At 68.5% G+C, this 16,550-nt stretch carries 15 protein-coding genes; 2 read left to right on the top strand and 13 right to left on the bottom strand.

Annotated features, from left to right (window positions below; genetic code table 11):
- Nucleotides 1-420: 420 nt before the first annotated feature.
- The 5 genes from tyrS to AC6EUH_RS06270 all read right to left on the bottom strand — a co-directional run bounded on the left by tyrS (nucleotide 421) and on the right by AC6EUH_RS06270 (nucleotide 6,338).
- Nucleotides 421-1,734, bottom strand: a complete 1,314-nt coding sequence (gene tyrS, locus AC6EUH_RS06290; RefSeq protein ID WP_056432253.1) for a tyrosine--tRNA ligase — start codon at nucleotides 1,732-1,734, stop codon at nucleotides 421-423.
- 150 nt (nucleotides 1,735-1,884) lie between these two features.
- Nucleotides 1,885-4,113 (bottom strand): HelD family protein, encoded by a 2,229-nt coding sequence (locus AC6EUH_RS06285; RefSeq protein ID WP_056432256.1) that lies wholly within the window; start codon nucleotides 4,111-4,113, stop codon nucleotides 1,885-1,887.
- Between the two features lie 165 nt (nucleotides 4,114-4,278).
- Nucleotides 4,279-4,821, bottom strand: a complete 543-nt coding sequence (locus AC6EUH_RS06280) for an adenine phosphoribosyltransferase (RefSeq protein WP_499738112.1) — start codon at nucleotides 4,819-4,821, stop codon at nucleotides 4,279-4,281.
- A 72-nt stretch (nucleotides 4,822-4,893) separates the two neighbouring features.
- Nucleotides 4,894-5,565, bottom strand: a complete 672-nt coding sequence (locus AC6EUH_RS06275) for a hypothetical protein (protein ID WP_499738103.1) — start codon at nucleotides 5,563-5,565, stop codon at nucleotides 4,894-4,896.
- A gap of 80 nt (nucleotides 5,566-5,645) precedes the next feature.
- The gene (locus AC6EUH_RS06270; protein ID WP_499738102.1) at nucleotides 5,646-6,338 is read right to left on the bottom strand and encodes a DNA-3-methyladenine glycosylase; all 693 of its coding nucleotides are present in this window, start codon (nucleotides 6,336-6,338) and stop codon (nucleotides 5,646-5,648) included.
- 91 nt (nucleotides 6,339-6,429) lie between these two features.
- On the opposite strand from AC6EUH_RS06270, the gene AC6EUH_RS06265 reads away from it, so the two are divergent.
- Nucleotides 6,430-7,974: an AlkA N-terminal domain-containing protein gene (locus AC6EUH_RS06265; protein WP_499738101.1), complete on the top strand. Its 1,545-nt coding sequence runs from the start codon at nucleotides 6,430-6,432 to the stop codon at nucleotides 7,972-7,974.
- Nucleotides 7,971-8,492 carry a methylated-DNA--[protein]-cysteine S-methyltransferase gene (locus tag AC6EUH_RS06260; RefSeq protein ID WP_499738100.1) on the top strand — a complete coding sequence of 174 codons (522 nt, stop codon included), beginning with the start codon at nucleotides 7,971-7,973 and terminating at the stop codon, nucleotides 8,490-8,492. The genes AC6EUH_RS06265 and AC6EUH_RS06260 overlap by 4 nt, the downstream gene beginning before the upstream one ends.
- Before the next feature lie 59 nt (nucleotides 8,493-8,551).
- Here the strand turns inward: AC6EUH_RS06260 and AC6EUH_RS06255 are convergent, their stop codons facing one another.
- From AC6EUH_RS06255 to argB, 8 genes are all read right to left on the bottom strand, one after another.
- Entirely contained in the window at nucleotides 8,552-9,292 is a 741-nt protein-coding gene (locus AC6EUH_RS06255) for a maleylpyruvate isomerase family mycothiol-dependent enzyme (RefSeq protein WP_499738099.1), read from the bottom strand.
- A gap of 38 nt (nucleotides 9,293-9,330) precedes the next feature.
- Nucleotides 9,331-9,861: a pyridoxine/pyridoxamine 5'-phosphate oxidase gene (locus tag AC6EUH_RS06250; RefSeq protein ID WP_499738098.1), complete on the bottom strand. Its 531-nt coding sequence runs from the start codon at nucleotides 9,859-9,861 to the stop codon at nucleotides 9,331-9,333.
- A 157-nt stretch (nucleotides 9,862-10,018) separates the two neighbouring features.
- Entirely contained in the window at nucleotides 10,019-11,455 is a 1,437-nt protein-coding gene (argH, locus tag AC6EUH_RS06245) for an argininosuccinate lyase (RefSeq protein ID WP_499738097.1), read from the bottom strand.
- 5 nt (nucleotides 11,456-11,460) lie between these two features.
- The gene (locus AC6EUH_RS06240; RefSeq protein WP_499738096.1) at nucleotides 11,461-12,666 is read right to left on the bottom strand and encodes an argininosuccinate synthase; all 1,206 of its coding nucleotides are present in this window, start codon (nucleotides 12,664-12,666) and stop codon (nucleotides 11,461-11,463) included.
- A gap of 135 nt (nucleotides 12,667-12,801) precedes the next feature.
- A complete protein-coding gene (locus tag AC6EUH_RS06235; RefSeq protein WP_056432286.1) occupies nucleotides 12,802-13,335 on the bottom strand; it encodes an arginine repressor in 534 nt (177 codons plus the stop codon).
- Entirely contained in the window at nucleotides 13,335-14,324 is a 990-nt protein-coding gene (gene argF, locus AC6EUH_RS06230; protein ID WP_499738095.1) for an ornithine carbamoyltransferase, read from the bottom strand. The genes AC6EUH_RS06235 and argF overlap by 1 nt, the downstream gene beginning before the upstream one ends.
- Complete coding sequence (locus AC6EUH_RS06225; protein ID WP_499738094.1) at nucleotides 14,321-15,592, bottom strand: acetylornithine transaminase; 1,272 nt, start codon at nucleotides 15,590-15,592, stop codon at nucleotides 14,321-14,323. Before AC6EUH_RS06225 ends, argF begins: the two co-directional genes overlap by 4 nt.
- Entirely contained in the window at nucleotides 15,589-16,545 is a 957-nt protein-coding gene (argB, locus tag AC6EUH_RS06220; RefSeq protein ID WP_056432292.1) for an acetylglutamate kinase, read from the bottom strand. The genes AC6EUH_RS06225 and argB overlap by 4 nt, the downstream gene beginning before the upstream one ends.
- Nucleotides 16,546-16,550 lie beyond the last annotated feature (5 nt).

Raw genomic sequence — 16,550 nt, 5'->3', positions numbered from 1 at the left:
CAAATTCAACCAATTCAATACAATAAATTGGTATCAACAAACTTGGCACACTATTGAGTTCTCAAACAACAGACACATTCGAATTACTACCCGAAACAATTCAATGTAATTGAATTCCTTTGTTTCGCTTTTCCTTCGCTGCGATATTTCAAGCTTATTTCATTCATATCCACTTTGCAAATCCAGTTTTTCATCTGAATTTCACCCGGTGGAGCGAATCCGCCCAGCAAAATTGGAAGCAATCTTTCATTTCTGCACCACATGCTCCAGGGGAGCAGAAAGTGCTAGAAGAATTGCTTCTCTATTTTTGTTGGGGTTGGCCGCCACTCTTCGGTGGCGACTCAGAAAACAATACACGCTCCTCCCCGACCTTGCAACTGGATCCGGGAGGAGCGTGCAGATGACGCGCGGGTGTTCGGGCTAGGCCGCGGTGACTTCGACCGTTGCCAGATTCTTCTTTCCCCGGCGCAACAGGAGGTAGCGTCCGTGCAGCAGCTGGCCGGGCTCGATGACGGCCTCCGGATCCGCAACTTTGGCGTTGTTCACGTATGCTCCGCCCTCCCCCACTGTCCGGCGGGCGGCGGATTTGCTCTCCGACAGGCCGGTTGCCACCAGCAGTTCGATGATGCCCAGGCCGCCGGCGTCCACAGTGGCGGACGGCAGCTCGGACGTCGCAGCCCTAAGCGTGGCCTCGTCGAGGACGCTCAGGTCACCGTTGCCGAACAGCGCGGCGGAGGCGGCAATCACCTTCTCGGTGGCGTCCACGCCGTGGACCAGGGACGTCACCTCGTACGCGAGCTTCCGCTGTCCCTCGCGTGCGAACGGCCGCTCAGCCACCGCGGCCTCCAACGCCTCGATCTCTGCACGGCTCAGGAACGTGAACACCTTCAGACGTGCCACGACGTCGCTGTCGGCGGTGTTAAGCCAGAACTGGTAGAAGGCGTACGGGCTGCACATCTCCGGATCCAGCCAGATGGCGTTGCCCTCGCTCTTACCGAACTTTGTGCCGTCGGAATTGGTGATGAGCGGTGTACCCAGCGCGTGGACATGCTTGCCCTCGACTTTGCGGATGAGGTCGGTGCCACTGGTGAGGTTGCCCCACTGGTCCGACCCGCCGGTCTGCAGGACACAGCCGTAGTCGCGGAATAGCTGAAGGTAGTCCATCCCCTGCAGGATCTGGTAGCTGAACTCCGTGTAGCTGATGCCCTCGTCTGAATTCAGCCGGTTGGCGACGATGTCCTTCTTGATCATGGTGCCGACCCGGAAGTGCTTGCCGATGCCGCGCAGGAAGTCGATGGCGCTCAGCGGCGCGGTCCAGTCCAGGTTGTTGACCATCCGGGCCGCGTTGTCGCCGTCGAAACTGAGGAAGCGCTGGACCTGCTCCTGCAGTTTGCCGACCCACTCGGCAACGGTCTCCGGAGTGTTCAGCACCCGCTCGGCGGTCTGCCGGGGATCGCCGATCAGTCCGGTGGAGCCGCCCACCAGCCCGAGGGGCTTGTGGCCGGCCAGCTGGATCCGGCGCATCAGCAGCAACTGGACCAGGTTTCCCAGGTGCAGGCTCGGCGCGGTGGGATCGAAGCCGCAGTAATAGGTGGCGGGATCGCCGGCGAGCAGTTTCTCAAGCTCCGCCTCATCCGTTGAGACGTGGACCAGGCCGCGCCATTTCAGCTCCTGCCAGACGTTGGCGAAGCTGGGGTCATTCTGCTGGGAACGTAGATCATTTAGCTGGGACACGGAATCTAAGTTAGCAGGATCAGGGCCCGCTCAGCGCGTGTGACCGTCCGGCGGCCCAGCGCCGGCAGCGGCACGACGGCGGCCTGCCGCCGCCGTCGCGCGCTCCCCCGAACCGGGCCGCCCCCTGCGCCCCGACACGGCAGGCAGTACTCAGTCTTCGATGCCGGCAGGCACGTCGGCGGCGGCGATGAGCCGCAGCCGCTGGGTGGGGCGGGTCATGGCCACATAGAGGTCACCCACGCGGCCGTGCTCGTGGTTCAGCATCGCGGACGGCTCCAGCACCACAACGCCGTCGAACTCCAGGCCCTTGGCCTCGCGGGGACTGATCACCACGATGTCCTGCACGTAGCTGCCGGCATCCGTGCCGACGCGGCGGCCGTAGACAGCGCGCAGCGCGGCGGTCGCCTCCGGGAGGAGCTCGCCGTCGGCGATGACGGCCAGCAGGCCGCCTTCAAGCGATGCGAGCTCCTCCGGCAGGACCTCGACGAGCTTGTTGATGATCTGGCCGGGCTCGACGCGGTCGATCACCGGAGCCCAGCGGCCTTCGCGGACGGCCTTCGGCGCGGAGACAACCAGTCCTGCCGCGTTGGCCATCCGTGCGGCCGCTTCCGCGATCTGCGACGGCGTGCGGTAGTTCACGGTGAGTTCCTCAAGCTGCCAGCGGTCGCCAAACATGGGCGCCAGGGCGCTGTGCCAGGAATTGGCACCGGCCACTGAGCTCGTCTGGGCGATGTCGCCCACGATGGTGAAGGACTTCAGCGGGCAGCGGCGCACCAGCAGACGCCACTGCATCGGCGAGAGTTCCTGGGCCTCGTCCACCACAATGTGCCCGAACGCCCAGCTGCGGTCCGTCGTGGCGCGCTCGGCGGCGGTGAGCCTGGCTTCGCGTTCCTGGTTCTGGTCCACGAGTTCTTCCGCGGACACCAGGACGTCCACGCCCGCCGTCTCCATGTTGACCAGCGTCTGCTTGGCGTTGGCCAGATCGCGGGCACGGTCGTTTTCCTGCTGGGCCAGTCCCCTGCCGGCCGCCGCATCAAGCTCGCCGAGCAGTTCGGCGGCCTCGTCCAGCAGCGGCACGTCCGCTTCGGTCCACGGGGCATCGGCGGGCCGGAGCAGCAATTCACGTTCGGCCGGGCTGAGCATGGGGGTGCAGGCCTCCAGGATCGCCGGCCTGCTGAGGAGTTCACCGATGAGCTTCTCCGGGGTCATCGGCATCCAGCACAGATTCAAGGCGATGCGGACGTCCCGGGCGGAGCGGACGTCCTCGGCGAGGTAGGAGCGGTCGGCGTTGTTGCCGATGCTGCCGGCTTCCACCAGCTCCGTCATCTGCTCCGTCAGTTCGCGCAGCAGGATCTTGACGAACGACACACGGGCCTCGTTGTGCGGCTTGCCGGTGGAGCGGGCCCGGTCCCTGGCGCGGCGGACCTGCCGGGGCGTCAGGACGAGTTTGCGCCCGTCCACTTCGAGGATGCGGTTGGCAGCCGGGATGCGCTGCCGGTTGGCCACGGCGTTCGCCACGACTTCGGCCATGTCCAGCCTGCCCTTGATCGCCGCGACGTCGGCTTCAGGCTCTGCGATGGCGTGGATGCCCGGCATCAGCCGGCCGACGCTTGCCATGACAACGCCGGTTTCGCCGAGCGACGGCAGGACGCGCTCGATGTATTTCATGAACGACGACGATGGCCCCACCAGCAGGACGCCTGCGGTCTTGAGCCGGTCGCGGTGGGTGTAGAGCAGGTAGGCGGCGCGGTGCAGCGCCACGGCGGTCTTGCCGGTGCCGGGACCGCCCTGTACCACCAGGGCGCCGGAGATCGACGAGCGGATGATCCGGTCCTGTTCGGACTGGATGGTCCCGACAATGTCGGACATCCGTCCGGTCCGCTTGGAGTTCAGGGCTGCCAGCAGGGCGCCCTCACCCTGGAGGGAGTCGTTGTCGGCGAGCATGTCGGCGTCGAGCACGTCATCCTCGATCGCCTTGACCTCGCGGCCCTGCAGGATGAGGTGGCGGCGGCGGCGCACACCCTGCCGGTCAAACGCCGTGGCCTGGTAGAAGTGCCCGGCTTCCGGAGCGCGCCAGTCCAGCATGAGGCGCTGCAGGTCGTCGGTGGTCAGGCCGATGCGGCCGATGTACTGGGCCTCCCCCGAGTCCAGGTCAAGGCGGCCGAACACGAGCCGGTCGTCGACGGCGTCGAGCTGCGCCAGGCGGTCTTCGTACAGTGCCGCGAACGCGTCCCTCTCGGAAACGTTCTGCATGGTGCCCACCGCACCGGCACGCCGTACCTGCGCCAGCTGGGCGCGCTTTTCCGCCCGCAGCTCATCCAGCCGGGCGTAAAGTCCAGCTACATAGTCGCGTTCATGGGCCAAATCAGCGTCGTGCATCGAACGTTCCCCTATCGAAAAAGACAGACCAACCATTCTACAACCATTTCGGTCTCCCCAGCAGCACATGTCAGCTTTTTGCAGGCAGTCTACCGAGGCCCGCGGAATCGTCCATCAGGGACTGAGGTCAGGGGCCCCTCCGGTCTCGCCGCAACGGTGACAGGGCTACAGGCGCAGGAGGGAGTGGACCCGGTGGCCGTCCAGGGCCGGGCGTCCGCCGAGTCCTTCAAGTTCCATGACCACGCCCACCCCGGCCACGTGGATGCCGCAGCGTTCGAACAACCGGGCGGCGGCGCCGAGCGTGCCGCCCGTCGCAAGGACGTCGTCGAGGATCAGGACGCGGCTGCCGGGTGCGAGGTCCGTGGTGTGCAGTTCCAGGGTGGCGCTGCCGTATTCGAGGGCGTAGTCCTCGGAAACCACTTCGCGCGGCAGCTTGCCGGCTTTGCGGACGGTGATGACACCGGTGTCCGTGGCGTAGGCCGCGGCCGCTGCCAGCAGGAAGCCACGGGCCTCCACCCCTGCGACGGCGTCGAACTGGCCCTTGAACGGCTCCACCAGTGCGTCCACCACAGCCCTCAGGGCCGCGGCATCGGCGAAGACGGGGGTCAGGTCCTTGAAGACGATGCCGGGTTTGGGGTAATCGGGGATGGTGGCGCACAGGCTGCTGATCAGCTGGTCCACCGGCGCGGTGGTCTCGTTCGTGGCCATAGTGGTCGGGTGCAGCTCGCTTTGATTCACCCGTCAACCCTACTTGCTGGCCCCGCCACCACGTTCTGCGGGTTAGGCCTCGGGACCGGCGATCGGATCTAGTGACCGGGCCTCGTCACCGGGTCTGGTCATCGGCCCCTCGATTTCGGACCCCTCAACTTCCGCCCCGTCGACCGGTGCGGCGGGAGAACGGAGGAGGTCCTGCGCGAGGCCGTAGCTGACGACGTCGAGCGCCTTTCGGAGCGCGTGCTCCGCGTCGAAGCGCAGGGCGGCCGCCGCACTCAGACGGCGGGAGTCATTCGCCCATTCCGAGCGGCGGAACCGGTCGGCGTCACCGTGCAGGAGCCGGCCGTAGAGAACGTCCTCAAAAACGTCGCGGTCGTCAGGCGGCGCTGGTTCCGGCACGTCATGCTGACGGCCCTGGACCATCTCCGCGGTAAACAGACCGGCTACGGCGGCCGCCCCGTCCGTGAGCTTCCGGTCGGCGGTGTGGTTGCACAGGCGGAGGGCCCGCACCACGAGCTTGAGGGAAACGTGTTCATCACGGACGATGAATTTGCGGAGCAAGGCCGCCCGGAAGAGTTCCACCCACTGCCGGCGCTCCCCCTCGGGGGAATCCGGCGTGACCGGCCCGCTTTCCGGCTCGAACAGCTCGACCATCCGGAAGTAGTCGGCGGCCAGCGCCGCAAAGATCTGGAGCCTTTCGAGCTCGCTGCGTGGCTTTCCGCGCTTGCCCTCACCCATAAGACCTCATCCTCCCCCCGTTGCCGGACCGTGGGAATCACCAGGACCGCCACGCCCGGGCAACTGCCCCGGCCGGTCCGCTATTTCAGGCGGACTTTCGCCGCTTTGTAGCGGGAGACAGTCGGGTCACCGCTGAGCCAGAAGCGCCAGGGGTAGTCATCGGTACCCCCGGCGCCGGAGACGCCAACACGGGGTCCTGACAAGACATCCACTGCCTGGACGGCCGGCAGCTCCAGCCGGAACGGGGCCAGGAGCGCGTCCCGGCCGCTGTCCGCCGTCGTGATGCCCAGCGCGGTGGCAAGCCGGGCCGGGCCGCTCGCCAGGTCCTTGGACGCTTTCGACGTCGGCCGGCGCTTGAGCGCCAGGGACTCCCCGGCGACAATCTCGCCTGCCCGCAGCAGCACGGCGGACGCCACCCCCTCGGGCCCGCAGACGATGTTGGCGCAGTGATGCATGCCGTACGTGAAGTAGACATACAGGTGGCCTGCCGGGCCGAACATCACCGCGTTGCGGGCCGTGGCGCCCCGGAACGTGTGCGAGCCGGGGTCCGGGTGCAATGAATCGTGCGGGCCCAGGTAGGCCTCCACCTCGGTGATCCGCACGGACACCGGGCCGTCGCGCCCCTCATGCGTCAGCACCGCACCGAGCAGCTCCGGCGCCACCTGCCGGGCGTCCCGGGACAGGAGCTTCCGCAGTTCCTCGGGCCGCCCGCCGGCAGCGAGTCCCGCTGCGTGTCCGACAACGGGTACGCCGGCGGGGGTTGCATCAGTCATGCTCCGACTTTAACAAACGGCTCACCTCTCCCTTCACGGCCGTGTCCGATTTCCGCTAGCAGCAGTTCCGGGAAGCTGGCAGGATGAGGTCATGGACTTCTGGCAGCGCTACCGGGCAATCGACGCCCGCGATACCCGGTTCGACGGGCAGTTCTACACTGCCGTCCGCACCACGGGCATCTATTGCCGGCCGTCCTGCCCGGCCAGGACCCCCAAGGCGGGCAATGTCACCTTCTACGAAACGTCCGCTGCCGCGCACGACGCCGGTTACCGGGCCTGCAAGCGCTGCCTGCCCGAGGCCGTGCCCGGCACGCCGGCCTGGAACCTGCGCTCGGACGTCGCGGGACGGGCCATGCGGCTCATCAACGACGGCGTGATCAACCGCGACGGCGTGGAAGGGCTCGCTGCCCGGCTGGGGTACTCCTCGCGGCAGCTCAACCGGATCCTGAGCCACGAGCTCGGCGCGGGACCGCTGTCGCTGGCGAGGGCAAGCCGGGCGCAGACCGCCCGCACCCTGCTGGTCTCCACAACGATGAAAGCCGCCGACATTGCCTTCGCTGCAGGCTTCAGCAGCGTCCGCCAGTTCAACGAGACCATCGGCGAGGTCTTCGCCATGACCCCCTCGGCGCTGCGGGCCACCGCGCGGCACCACCGCACGCCCGCGGTGGCCGCTGTGGCATCGACGGCCCTGACGCTGAACCTGCCCTACCGCGAACCGTTCGATCCGGGGGTCTTCGATTTCCTCGCAGTCCGGGCCATCCCCGGTATCGAGGAAGGCTCGTCCACTTCCTACGCCCGGACCATGCGCCTGGCGCACGGCGACGCCCGTTTCCGGGTGGACTACGACGCCGGAGCGCCCGGACGTCCGCTGGTGCTGACCATCGGCGCAGTCGACCTCCGGGACCTGCCGTCCCTGCTTAGCCGGGTCCGCCGGTTGCTGGATCTCGACGCCGACCCGGTCGCCATCGACGGCGCGCTGGGGTCCGATCCCCGCCTGGCCGCCAGCATTGCTGCCACGCCCGGCATCAGGATGCCGGGTGCAGTGGACCCGCAGGAGCTGCTGGTCCGGGCCATGATCGGGCAGCAGATCACCGTCGCCGCCGCCCGGACCGCCCTCGTCCAGCTGTCCGCGTCCGGGAGTGAGTGCCTGGTTCCGGCAGACGGGCTGCACCGGCTGTTCCCCACGGCAACGCAGATCGCGGAGACCGGCTTTGAACTCCTTCGCGGCCCGCAGCGCCGCATCGACTCGGTCCGCGGTGCTGCCGCGGCGATGTCCTCCGGTGAGCTCGATTTCGGCTATGGCGACGACCTGCCCGGGCTGGAGGCCAAGCTGCTGCCGCTCGCCGGCGTCGGGCCGTGGACGGTGGGCTATGTGGCCATGCGCGTGATCGGCGCCCCGGATGTTTTCCTGGCCAACGACGCCGCCGTGCGCAACGGCATCCGCTCGCTGGCCGCCGCCACGGCCGGCGCCGCCCCGGCCCCCGAAACGCCCCTGAGTCCTGACTTCCGTGAGCTCAGTCCCTGGCGCTCCTACGCCGCCATGCACCTCTGGCGCGCGGCCGCGGCAGCACAGTCCGCCGTCCGGACCAGGCCAGCGCGCGCCGCGTCCCCCACCCCGAAGAAAGCGACATCATGAAAGCCCAACTGTTGACCATGTCCACCCCGGACGGTCCGTTCACCATCATTGCCCGGGACGGGGCCGTCCTTGCCTCCGGCTGGACGGCAGTCCCGGGTGAACTGACCGGGCAGATCCACGCGGACCTGCTGCCGGAGGATTTCGAAACTGTCGCCGGGCTCGGCGCCATTTCCGGGGCCGTGGACGAGTTCTATGCCGGGAATCCGGGGCCGGCCATGGGCGTGCCGGTGGTGCAGAAGTCCGGCCCGTTCCGGGGCCACGCCTGGGACATCCTCCGGACCGTCGCGCCGGGACACCCCGTGACTTACACCGAGTACGCCGCGCTCTCCGGAAATGCGAAAGCCGTCCGCGCCGCGGCAAGCGCCTGCGCCTTCAACGCGGCGGCGCTCTTTGTGCCCTGCCACCGGGTGATCCGCACCGACGGCAGTCTGGGCGGCTTCCGCTGGGGTCTGGCCATCAAGGAAAGCCTGCTGGACCGGGAACGTCAGCAGGCGCTGCTCCAGACCGCACAGGGGTAAGGTTTCCGCGCCCAGGTTCCGCCAGGGCATGGGCGCGACGTCCCACCTCGGCGGCGGTGTCAGCGGGTGGCGGGCACCCCGGCGGGCCACGGCAGCAGCTCCGGGAGATCCACGCCGTCGGCCGCCGCGGTGGCGCGCAGGCTGCCAAGGGTCGGCGTGCGTCCGGCGAGCCAGGCCGCGATATCGGTCAGCATCCCGTTGATTGCCGTCGACCGTCCGCCGGGGGTGCCCAGGGACACCGCGGGCAGGCCCAGCGGCTGGAGCACGAACCGCTGCCCTTCCGGCACCCGGGCGGCCAGGAAAGTGAAGAGCTCCTCGCAGAACGGCCGGCTCCACGTTTCCGGGCCACGGCCCGCGCCGAGGTCAGTCGCGTGGATGACCAGTTCGCGCCAGAGCGCCAGGCCGCCGTCGAAGACGACTCCTCCGCGGTAGCTGATGGGGGTCTGCCAGCCGGCGTCGTCCAGCGCTCCAAAGGCACGCAGCGCCCGGTCCAGGGCGGCGTCCACATCGGCCCGGTGTTCCTCGATGGTGTGCCCGGCGGCCATCTCGATGGCGCGGGTCCGGCCCTCGTAGCCGCCGTCGTAGAGCTCGATGCTCTCCCCTTGGGCAGCGAATTCGAGCTGGCGGGCCATCGCGTTGGCGATGCCGCAGATGTGGGCCAGCACGTGGCCCCGGGTCCAGCCCGGCAGCTCCGAGGGGGCTCTCACGTCCTCCTCGCTGAGGCTGGCGGCGATTCCGGTCACGACGCCGGCGGCGCGGCGGAGTTCTTCCAGGAGTTCTTCCGGGGTGATTGCGGTCATGGCGATCATCCTAGCCGAGGGCTCTGGATAAATCCGGATTAACTGAAAGACTCCTGGCCGTAGCGGTGGCGGATGTGCCTGCGGTCATGCCGGGCCTGCCAGAACTCGATCTCGCGGGGGCGGATGGCGTACAGCTGCCAGGTGGGATTCGCGCTGCCGTCCGCACCGGGCCGGGCGTGCCAGTCGGACGCTGACGCTTCCGGGGAGAGCTCAACTACGCTGCCGGCGACGCGGACCTGCCGGCCCTGCTGTTGCCAGAAGAAATTCAGGGCCGCGTGCGGATTCGCCGAGAGTTCCTGGCCCTTCCGGGAGGTGCGGGACGTGGCGAAGTGCCAGCCGTCGTCGTCGATGTCTTTGAGGATCAGCATCCGGGATGACGGTCTGCCGTGTTCGTCGGCTGTGGCCAGGCTGCAGGCGTTGGGCTGCGGCACGCCGGCGCGCAACGCCTCGTCCAGCCACAGCCGGAAGAGCTCGGCGGGATCCGCGGGGGCCGAGGCCAGGTCGAAGTCCGGCAGCTCGTCCGGGAAATCGGGCAGGGCACGCAGGTACTGGCGGAAGGATTCGCTCATGCACTCACCTTAAACGCCGCGACGGGGCCCCGCCGACTGGGCCCCCCCGGCAAATGCACGACGCTCCCTCGCCTTTGGCAGCAAATCCGCCAACGCTCCTGCAGTCAGTGCAGGAGCGTCGGCGAAAACGCGGCCAGAGGTGAGGGAGCGTGTAGTGCTAGCCCGCGTACTCGCGGACGCCGGCGAGCTCGCCCTCGAGGGCCAGCAACTGGCGCTCGACGGCGGCCGGCGCGGTGCCGCCCTGCGAGTTCCGGCTGTTGAGCGAGCCCTCGGTGGACAGGACCGTGCGGACCTCCGGTGTCAGGTGCTCCGAGATGGCGGCGTATTCCTCGTCCGTCAGGTCCCAGAGTTCGACGCCGCGGCTTTCCGCCTGCTTGACGGCGGCGCCGGAGAGCTCATGCGCCTCGCGGAACGGCACGCCCTGCCGGACCAGCCATTCGGCGATGTCCGTGGCCAGCGCGAAGCCCTGCGGGGCCAGCGATTCCATCCGTTCGGTGTTGAACTTCAGGGTCGCGATCATGCCGGAGACAGCCGGAAGCAGGACTTCCAGGGTGTCGGCGGCGTCGAAGACCGGTTCCTTGTCCTCCTGCAGGTCGCGGTTGTACGCGAGCGGCAGGCCTTTCAAGGTGGCCAGCAGCCCGGTCAGGTTGCCGATCAGCCGGCCGGCCTTTCCGCGTGCCAGTTCCGCAACGTCCGGGTTCTTCTTCTGCGGCATGATCGAGGAGCCGGTGGAGTAGGAATCGTGCAGGGTCACGAACGAGAACTCCTTCGTGGCCCACAGGATGACTTCCTCCGACACACGGGAGAGGTCCACGCCGATCATGGCCGTGATCCAGGCGAACTCGGCGAAGACGTCGCGGGAGGCGGTGCCGTCGATCGAGTTGTGGGTCGCGGAGTAGAAGCCCAGGTCCGCGGCCACGGCTTCCGGGTCCAGGCCGAGCGAGGAGCCCGCCAGGGCACCCGAACCGTACGGCGAAACGCCGGCGCGCTTGTCCCAGTCCTGGAGCCGCTGCACGTCGCGCAGCAAAGCCCAGGCGTGGGCCAGCAGGTGGTGGCTGAGCAGGACCGGCTGGGCGTGCTGCAGGTGGGTGCGGCCCGGCATGGCCACCCCCTGGTGCGCCTTGGCCTGCTCCACCAGTGCATCGATCGTGGCGAGCACGCCGCGGGCGATGATCCGGGCGTGGTCGCGCAGGAACATCCGGCCCAGCGTGGCCACCTGGTCGTTGCGGGACCGGCCGGCGCGGAGCTTGCCGCCGAGCTGGGTGCCGGCGCGCTCGATCAGGCCGCGCTCCAGCGAACCGTGCACATCCTCATCCGACTCCGCGGGCAGGTAGGCGCCGGAGGCGACATCCTCATCCAGCCGGGTCAGGGCGGCAAGCATGCCCTCGAGTTCGGCGTCGTCCAGCAGCCCGGCCTTGTGCAGCACGCGGGCGTGCGCCTTGGACCCGGCGATGTCGTAGCGGGCCAGCCGCCAGTCGAAGTGTGTGGACTTGCTCAGCGCAGCGAGGGCGTCCGCGGGGCCGCCGGCGAACCGGCCGCCCCACAACGCGCCCGTATTCGTCGCCTCGGACTTGGTGGTTTCCGACTCAGCCACGCGGGCTACTTTCCTGCGACGCGGATGTCGCGGCCGGAGGCGACCTTGGCGGACATGCCCCACAGCTCGATGAAGCCGCGCGCCATCGACTGGTCGAACGTGTCGCCGGTGTCGTAGGTGGCGAGGTCGAAGTCGTAGAGCGAGGTGTCCGAGCGGCGCCCGTTGACGATCGCCTGGCCGCCGTGCAGCACCATGCGGATGTCGCCGGTGACGTAGCGCTGGGTGTCCTCGATGAAGGCGTCGAGGGAGCGCTTGAGCGGGGAGAACCACTGGCCGTCGTAGACCAGCTCGGCCCAGCGCTGGCCGACCGTCGCCTTGAAGCGGGCCTGCTCGCGCTCGATCGTGATGTCCTCGAGGTGCTTGTGCGCGGTGATCAGCGCCATCGCCCCCGGGGCCTCGTAGATTTCGCGGGACTTGATGCCGACGAGGCGGTCCTCGACGACGTCGATCCGGCCCACGCCCTGGGCGCCGGCGCGGCGGTTGAGTTCCTTGATGGCCTGCAGCGGGGTGACCTTGACGCCGTCGATCGCGACCGGGACGCCGGATTCGAAGGAGATGGTGACCTCATCCGGCGCCGGCGGGAATTCCGGGGCGGCGGTGTAGTCGTAGATGTCCTTCGTGGGGGCGTTCCAGATGTCTTCGAGGTAGCCGGTTTCGACGGCGCGGCCCCAGACGTTCTGGTCGATCGAGTACGGGTTCTTTTTGGTGGTCTCGATCGGCAGTCCCTTTTCCTCGGCGAAGGCGATGGCCTTGTCGCGGGTCAGGGCGAGGTCGCGGACCGGGGCGATGCACTTCAGGTCCGGGCCGAGGGTCTGGATGCCGACCTCGAAGCGGACCTGGTCGTTGCCCTTGCCGGTGCAGCCGTGGGCCACGGTGGTGGCGCCGAATTCGCGGGCGGCCTTGACCAGGTGCTTGACGATCACCGGGCGGGAGATCGCGGAGACCAGCGGGTAGTGGCCCTGGTAGAGGGCGTTGGCCTTCAGCGTGGGGACGCAGTATTCGTTGGCGAACTCGTCGCTCGCGTCGGCCACGTAGGCCTCGACGGCGCCGCAGCCCAGGGCACGCTGGCGGATCGTCTCCAACGATTCGCCGCCCTGTCCGACGTCGACCGCCACGGCGATGACCTCGGCGCCGGTCGCTTCGCCGATCCAGCCGATGGCTACGGAAGTATCCAGGCCACCGGAGTAGGCCAGCACAATACGCTCAGTCACTTGAAACGCTCCTTAGTTGTTTGGGGAAAAGGTGAGTTGTTTGGGGAAATGTCGGGAAAAATCCCGGGGTGAAGCGTGTCTACTGAAAGCCTGTCACATCCCGGTGGCAGGCCCAATCTTCGGGCCGGGGGGCGGTCAGCCGGTACCGGCTTCCTCGGCGAGCTGCAGGAAACGCGCCGCCAGGGCCGCGCCGCCCAGCGGGTCGCGGGTGACCAGCAGCACGGTGTCGTCCCCGGCGATGGTGCCCAGGATGGACGGCATCACCGAGTGGTCGATCGCGAGGGCCAGGAAGTTGGCGGCGCCGGGCGGCGTCCGGAGCACCACGATGTTCGCGGACGCTTCGGCGGTGACCAGCAGTTCCCCGCAGAGCCGGGCCAGCCGCGCGTCGAGGATTTCCTGGGTGACGCCGCTCTTGGCGGCGCGCTCCCCGCCCTCCCCCGGCACCGCGTAGACCAGGACGCCGTCCTTGCCGCGGACCCGGACGGCGCCGAGCTCCACGAGGTCCCGGGACAGCGTGGCCTGGGTGACCTGGACGCCGTCGTCCGCGAGCAGGGCCGCCAGTTCCGCCTGCGAGCGGACCGACTCACCGGTGAGGATCGCAGTGATCCGCGCCTGCCGTGCCGTCTTGGTGGCCGGACTGGCCCCCGGGGAGGCGGGCTGGACGGACACTAGCCGAGCCCTTCCACAACCGCCAGCCCGGAGCGGTGCATGAGCCAGGCCATCAGGGCCTTCTGGGCGTGCAACCGGTTCTCGGCCTCATCCCAGACGATGGACTGCGGGCCGTCGATCACGGCCGCAGCGATCTCGTAGCCGCGGTAGGCCGGCAGGCAGTGGAGCACGACGGCGTCCGGCGCCGCGAGCTTCATCGCGGCCTCGTCCACGGCGTAGCCGCGGAACAGCTGCAGCCGGGCTTCCTTCTCGTCCTCCTGGCCCATGGAGACCCAGGTGTCGGTGGCGACGACGTCGGCCCCCAGCAGCGCCTCGGCAGCGTCCACGGTGACGAGCACCGAGCCGCCGGTCTCCGTCGCGCGGTCCTCGGCCGCCGCGATGATGGCCGGGGACGGCAGGTAGCCTGCGGGGCCGGCGATGCGGACATGCATGCCCGCGGTGACGCCCGCCAGCAGGTAGGAGTTGGCCATGTTGTTAGCGGAATCGCCCAGGTAGCTCATGGTGAGGCCCTTGAGCTCGCCCTTGTGCTCCTTGACGGTCAGCAGGTCGGCGAGGAGCTGGCAGGGGTGGTAGTCATCGCACAGGGCGTTGATGACCGGGACACCCGAGTGAGCGGCCATGGCGACGAGCCCGGAGTGGGCACCGGTGCGCCACACGATGGTGGACACCATGCGCTCCAGGACCTTGGCGGTGTCCTCGACGGATTCCTTGTGGCCGATCTGCGCCTCGCCCGGGTTAATGATGAGCGCGTTGCCGCCCATGTCCGCGACGCCGGCGGCAAAGGAGACACGTGTCCGGGTGGAGGTCTTGTCGAAGATCACGGCGACGGTCTTCCGTCCGCTGCCTTCCGCTGCGAACGGCTGCACTCTGTAGGGCGCGGCCTTCATCCGGACGGCGAGGTCCAGGACTTCGGCCTGCTCGGCCGGGGTGAGGTCGGTGTCCTTGAGGAAGTGGCGGGTCTGGCTCTTCGATATCTCCGGAGCGTTCACTGGGCGTCCTTTGCGGTCTGGAGGAGGGCTGGCAGCGCCGCGAGGAAGCGGTCGGCCTGTGCGGTGGTGAGGATCAGCGGCGGTGCGAGCCGGATGGTGTGCGGTCCGGGGCTGTTGACGATAAAGCCGGCGTCCAGACCGGCCGTGACGACGGCCGGGGCGATATCGGCGTCGAGGTCGAAACCGATCAGGAGCCCTTCCCCGCGGACCTCGGTGACGCCGTCGATCGCGGCAAGGCCGGAGCGCAGGTGCTCCCCCACTTCCCGGACATGGGTCAGGACCTGCTGGTTTTCCAGGACGTGCAGGGTGGCCAGGGCCGCGGCGGTCGCCACCGGGTTGCCGCCGAAGGTGGTCCCGTGCTGGCCGGCCGACAGCAGCGAGGATGTTTCCGGGCCGAAGGTGATGAGCGCGCCGATCGGGAATCCTCCGCCGAGGCCCTTGGCGAGGGTCACGGCGTCGGGCACAATCCCGGCGTCCCCGCTCGCGAGCCACTTCCCGGTACGGCCGATGCCGGTCTGGACCTCGTCGAGGATCAGCAGGGCGCCGGCGGCGCTGGTGGCCTCCCGCGCGGCCTTCAAATAGCCGGCCGGCAGGGGGCGGACACCGGCCTCGCCCTGGATCGGTTCGAGGAAGACGGCGGCCGTCGTCTCGTCCACCGCGGCGCGGAGGGCGTCGACGTCGCCGAAGGGGATGTGCACGACGCCGGCGGGCAGCGGGGCGAACGGCGCCCGGTAGGCTTCCTTGGCGGTCAGGGCCAGGGCACCCATGGTGCGGCCGTGGAAGGCGCCTTCGAGCGCGATGATTTTCGTGCGCGGCTGCGCTTCTGAGTCGTGGCTGACGCCAGAATTCCGCCGGGCCAGCTTGAAGGCGGCCTCGACGGCCTCGGTGCCGGAGTTGGCGAAAAACACCTTGGAACCGGCCGGGGCCTTGCTGATGTCCAGCAGTTTCTCGGCCAGCGCGATCTGGGTGGGGCTCGTGAAGAAATTGGAGACGTGGCCCAGGGTGGCGAGCTGGCTGGAGATCACCGAGGTCACGAAGGGGTGCGCATGGCCCAGGGCGTTGACCGCGATCCCGCCGAGCAGGTCAAGGTATTCCTTGCCGTCGGCGTCCCAGACCAGGCAGCCGGCGCCGCGGACCAGGACCCGCTGTGGCGTGCCGAAGACGCCCAGCAGCGAGGACGAATAGCGGGACAGCCACTGCGCGCCGGTGGCGTGGCCGCCGGTTTCGACTATTTCTTTCAGCTCGGGTGCGGTTTCGATCTGGTTCATTTGTTGTCCTCGTCCGGGACGACCTGCGTGCCGATGCCCGCCGTCGTGAAGGTTTCCAGCAGCATCGAGTGCGGCAGCCTGCCGTCCACGATGTGCGCGCGTTCGACGCCGCCGTCGACAGCTTTGAGGCAGGCTTCCATCTTGGGGATCATCCCCGACTCAAGGCGCGGCAGCAGTTCGCGCAGTTCCGAGGCCGTGAGCGAGGAAATCAGCGAGGAACGGTCCGGCCAGTTGGCGTAGAGGCCCTCGACGTCGGTGAGGATCACGAGTTTGGAGGCTCCGAGGGCTTCGGCGAGGGCGGCGGCGGCGGTGTCCGCGTTGACGTTCAGGACCTGGCCGGTGGTCTGCGCCTGTTTGGTCGCGGCGTCCAGGCTGCCGTCGTCAAAGATTTCGGGGGCCACTGTGGAGATCACCGGGATCCGGCCGGCCGCGATGATGTCCAGGATGCCCTCCGGGTTGACGCCGATGACCTCGCCCACCAGGCCCAGGTCCACCTCTTCGCCGTCCACCACCGTGCCGGTGCGGACCGCGCGGAGCAGGCCGCCGTCCTCACCGGACATCCCGACGGCGTAGGGGCCGTGGGAGTTGATCAGGCCCACCAGCTCGCGGCCCACCTGGCCGGTGAGGACCATCCGGACCACGTCCATGGCCTCCGGCGTGGTGACCCGCAGCCCGCCCTTGAACTCGGATTCGATGCCGAGCCGGCTGAGCATGGCGTTGATCTGCGGACCCCCGCCGTGCACCACAACGGGGTGGATCCCGACGTGGTGCAGGAAAACGACGTCCTCGGCGAACGCTCGGCGGAGTTCGTCATTGACCATGGCGTTGCCGCCGTACTTGATCACCATCGTGGTGCCGGCGAAGCGCTGGATCCAGGGCAGGGCCTCGATGAGGGTGCCGGCCTTGCCCTGGGCGTCCGCCATGGAGGTGGTCTCGCGGGTCTGGGTGTTCATAGTGT

Source organism: Arthrobacter sp. 001422645 (assembly GCF_059816125.1).
The sequence above is the reverse complement of the archived record's forward strand: the minus strand, read 5'-3'. Positions and strand labels throughout refer to the sequence as shown.

What these genes read in the sequence shown, in the direction of transcription:
- AC6EUH_RS06275 (WP_499738103.1), bottom strand. Translation starts at nt 5,565, where the DNA reads ATGGGTGAGGGCAAGCGCGGAAAGCCACGCAGCGAGCTCGAAAGGCTC.
- AC6EUH_RS06265 (WP_499738101.1), top strand. Translation starts at nt 6,430, where the DNA reads ATGGACTTCTGGCAGCGCTACCGGGCAATCGACGCCCGCGATACCCGG.
- AC6EUH_RS06225 (WP_499738094.1), bottom strand. Translation starts at nt 15,592, where the DNA reads ATGAACCAGATCGAAACCGCACCCGAGCTGAAAGAAATAGTCGAAACC.
- argB (WP_056432292.1), bottom strand. Translation starts at nt 16,545, where the DNA reads ATGAACACCCAGACCCGCGAGACCACCTCCATGGCGGACGCCCAGGGC.
- AC6EUH_RS06280 (WP_499738112.1), bottom strand. Translation starts at nt 4,821, where the DNA reads ATGGCCACGAACGAGACCACCGCGCCGGTGGACCAGCTGATCAGCAGC.
- AC6EUH_RS06285 (WP_056432256.1), bottom strand. Translation starts at nt 4,113, where the DNA reads ATGCACGACGCTGATTTGGCCCATGAACGCGACTATGTAGCTGGACTT.
- AC6EUH_RS06270 (WP_499738102.1), bottom strand. Translation starts at nt 6,338, where the DNA reads ATGACTGATGCAACCCCCGCCGGCGTACCCGTTGTCGGACACGCAGCG.
- AC6EUH_RS06255 (WP_499738099.1), bottom strand. Translation starts at nt 9,292, where the DNA reads ATGACCGCAATCACCCCGGAAGAACTCCTGGAAGAACTCCGCCGCGCC.
- AC6EUH_RS06260 (WP_499738100.1), top strand. Translation starts at nt 7,971, where the DNA reads ATGAAAGCCCAACTGTTGACCATGTCCACCCCGGACGGTCCGTTCACC.
- AC6EUH_RS06250 (WP_499738098.1), bottom strand. Translation starts at nt 9,861, where the DNA reads ATGAGCGAATCCTTCCGCCAGTACCTGCGTGCCCTGCCCGATTTCCCG.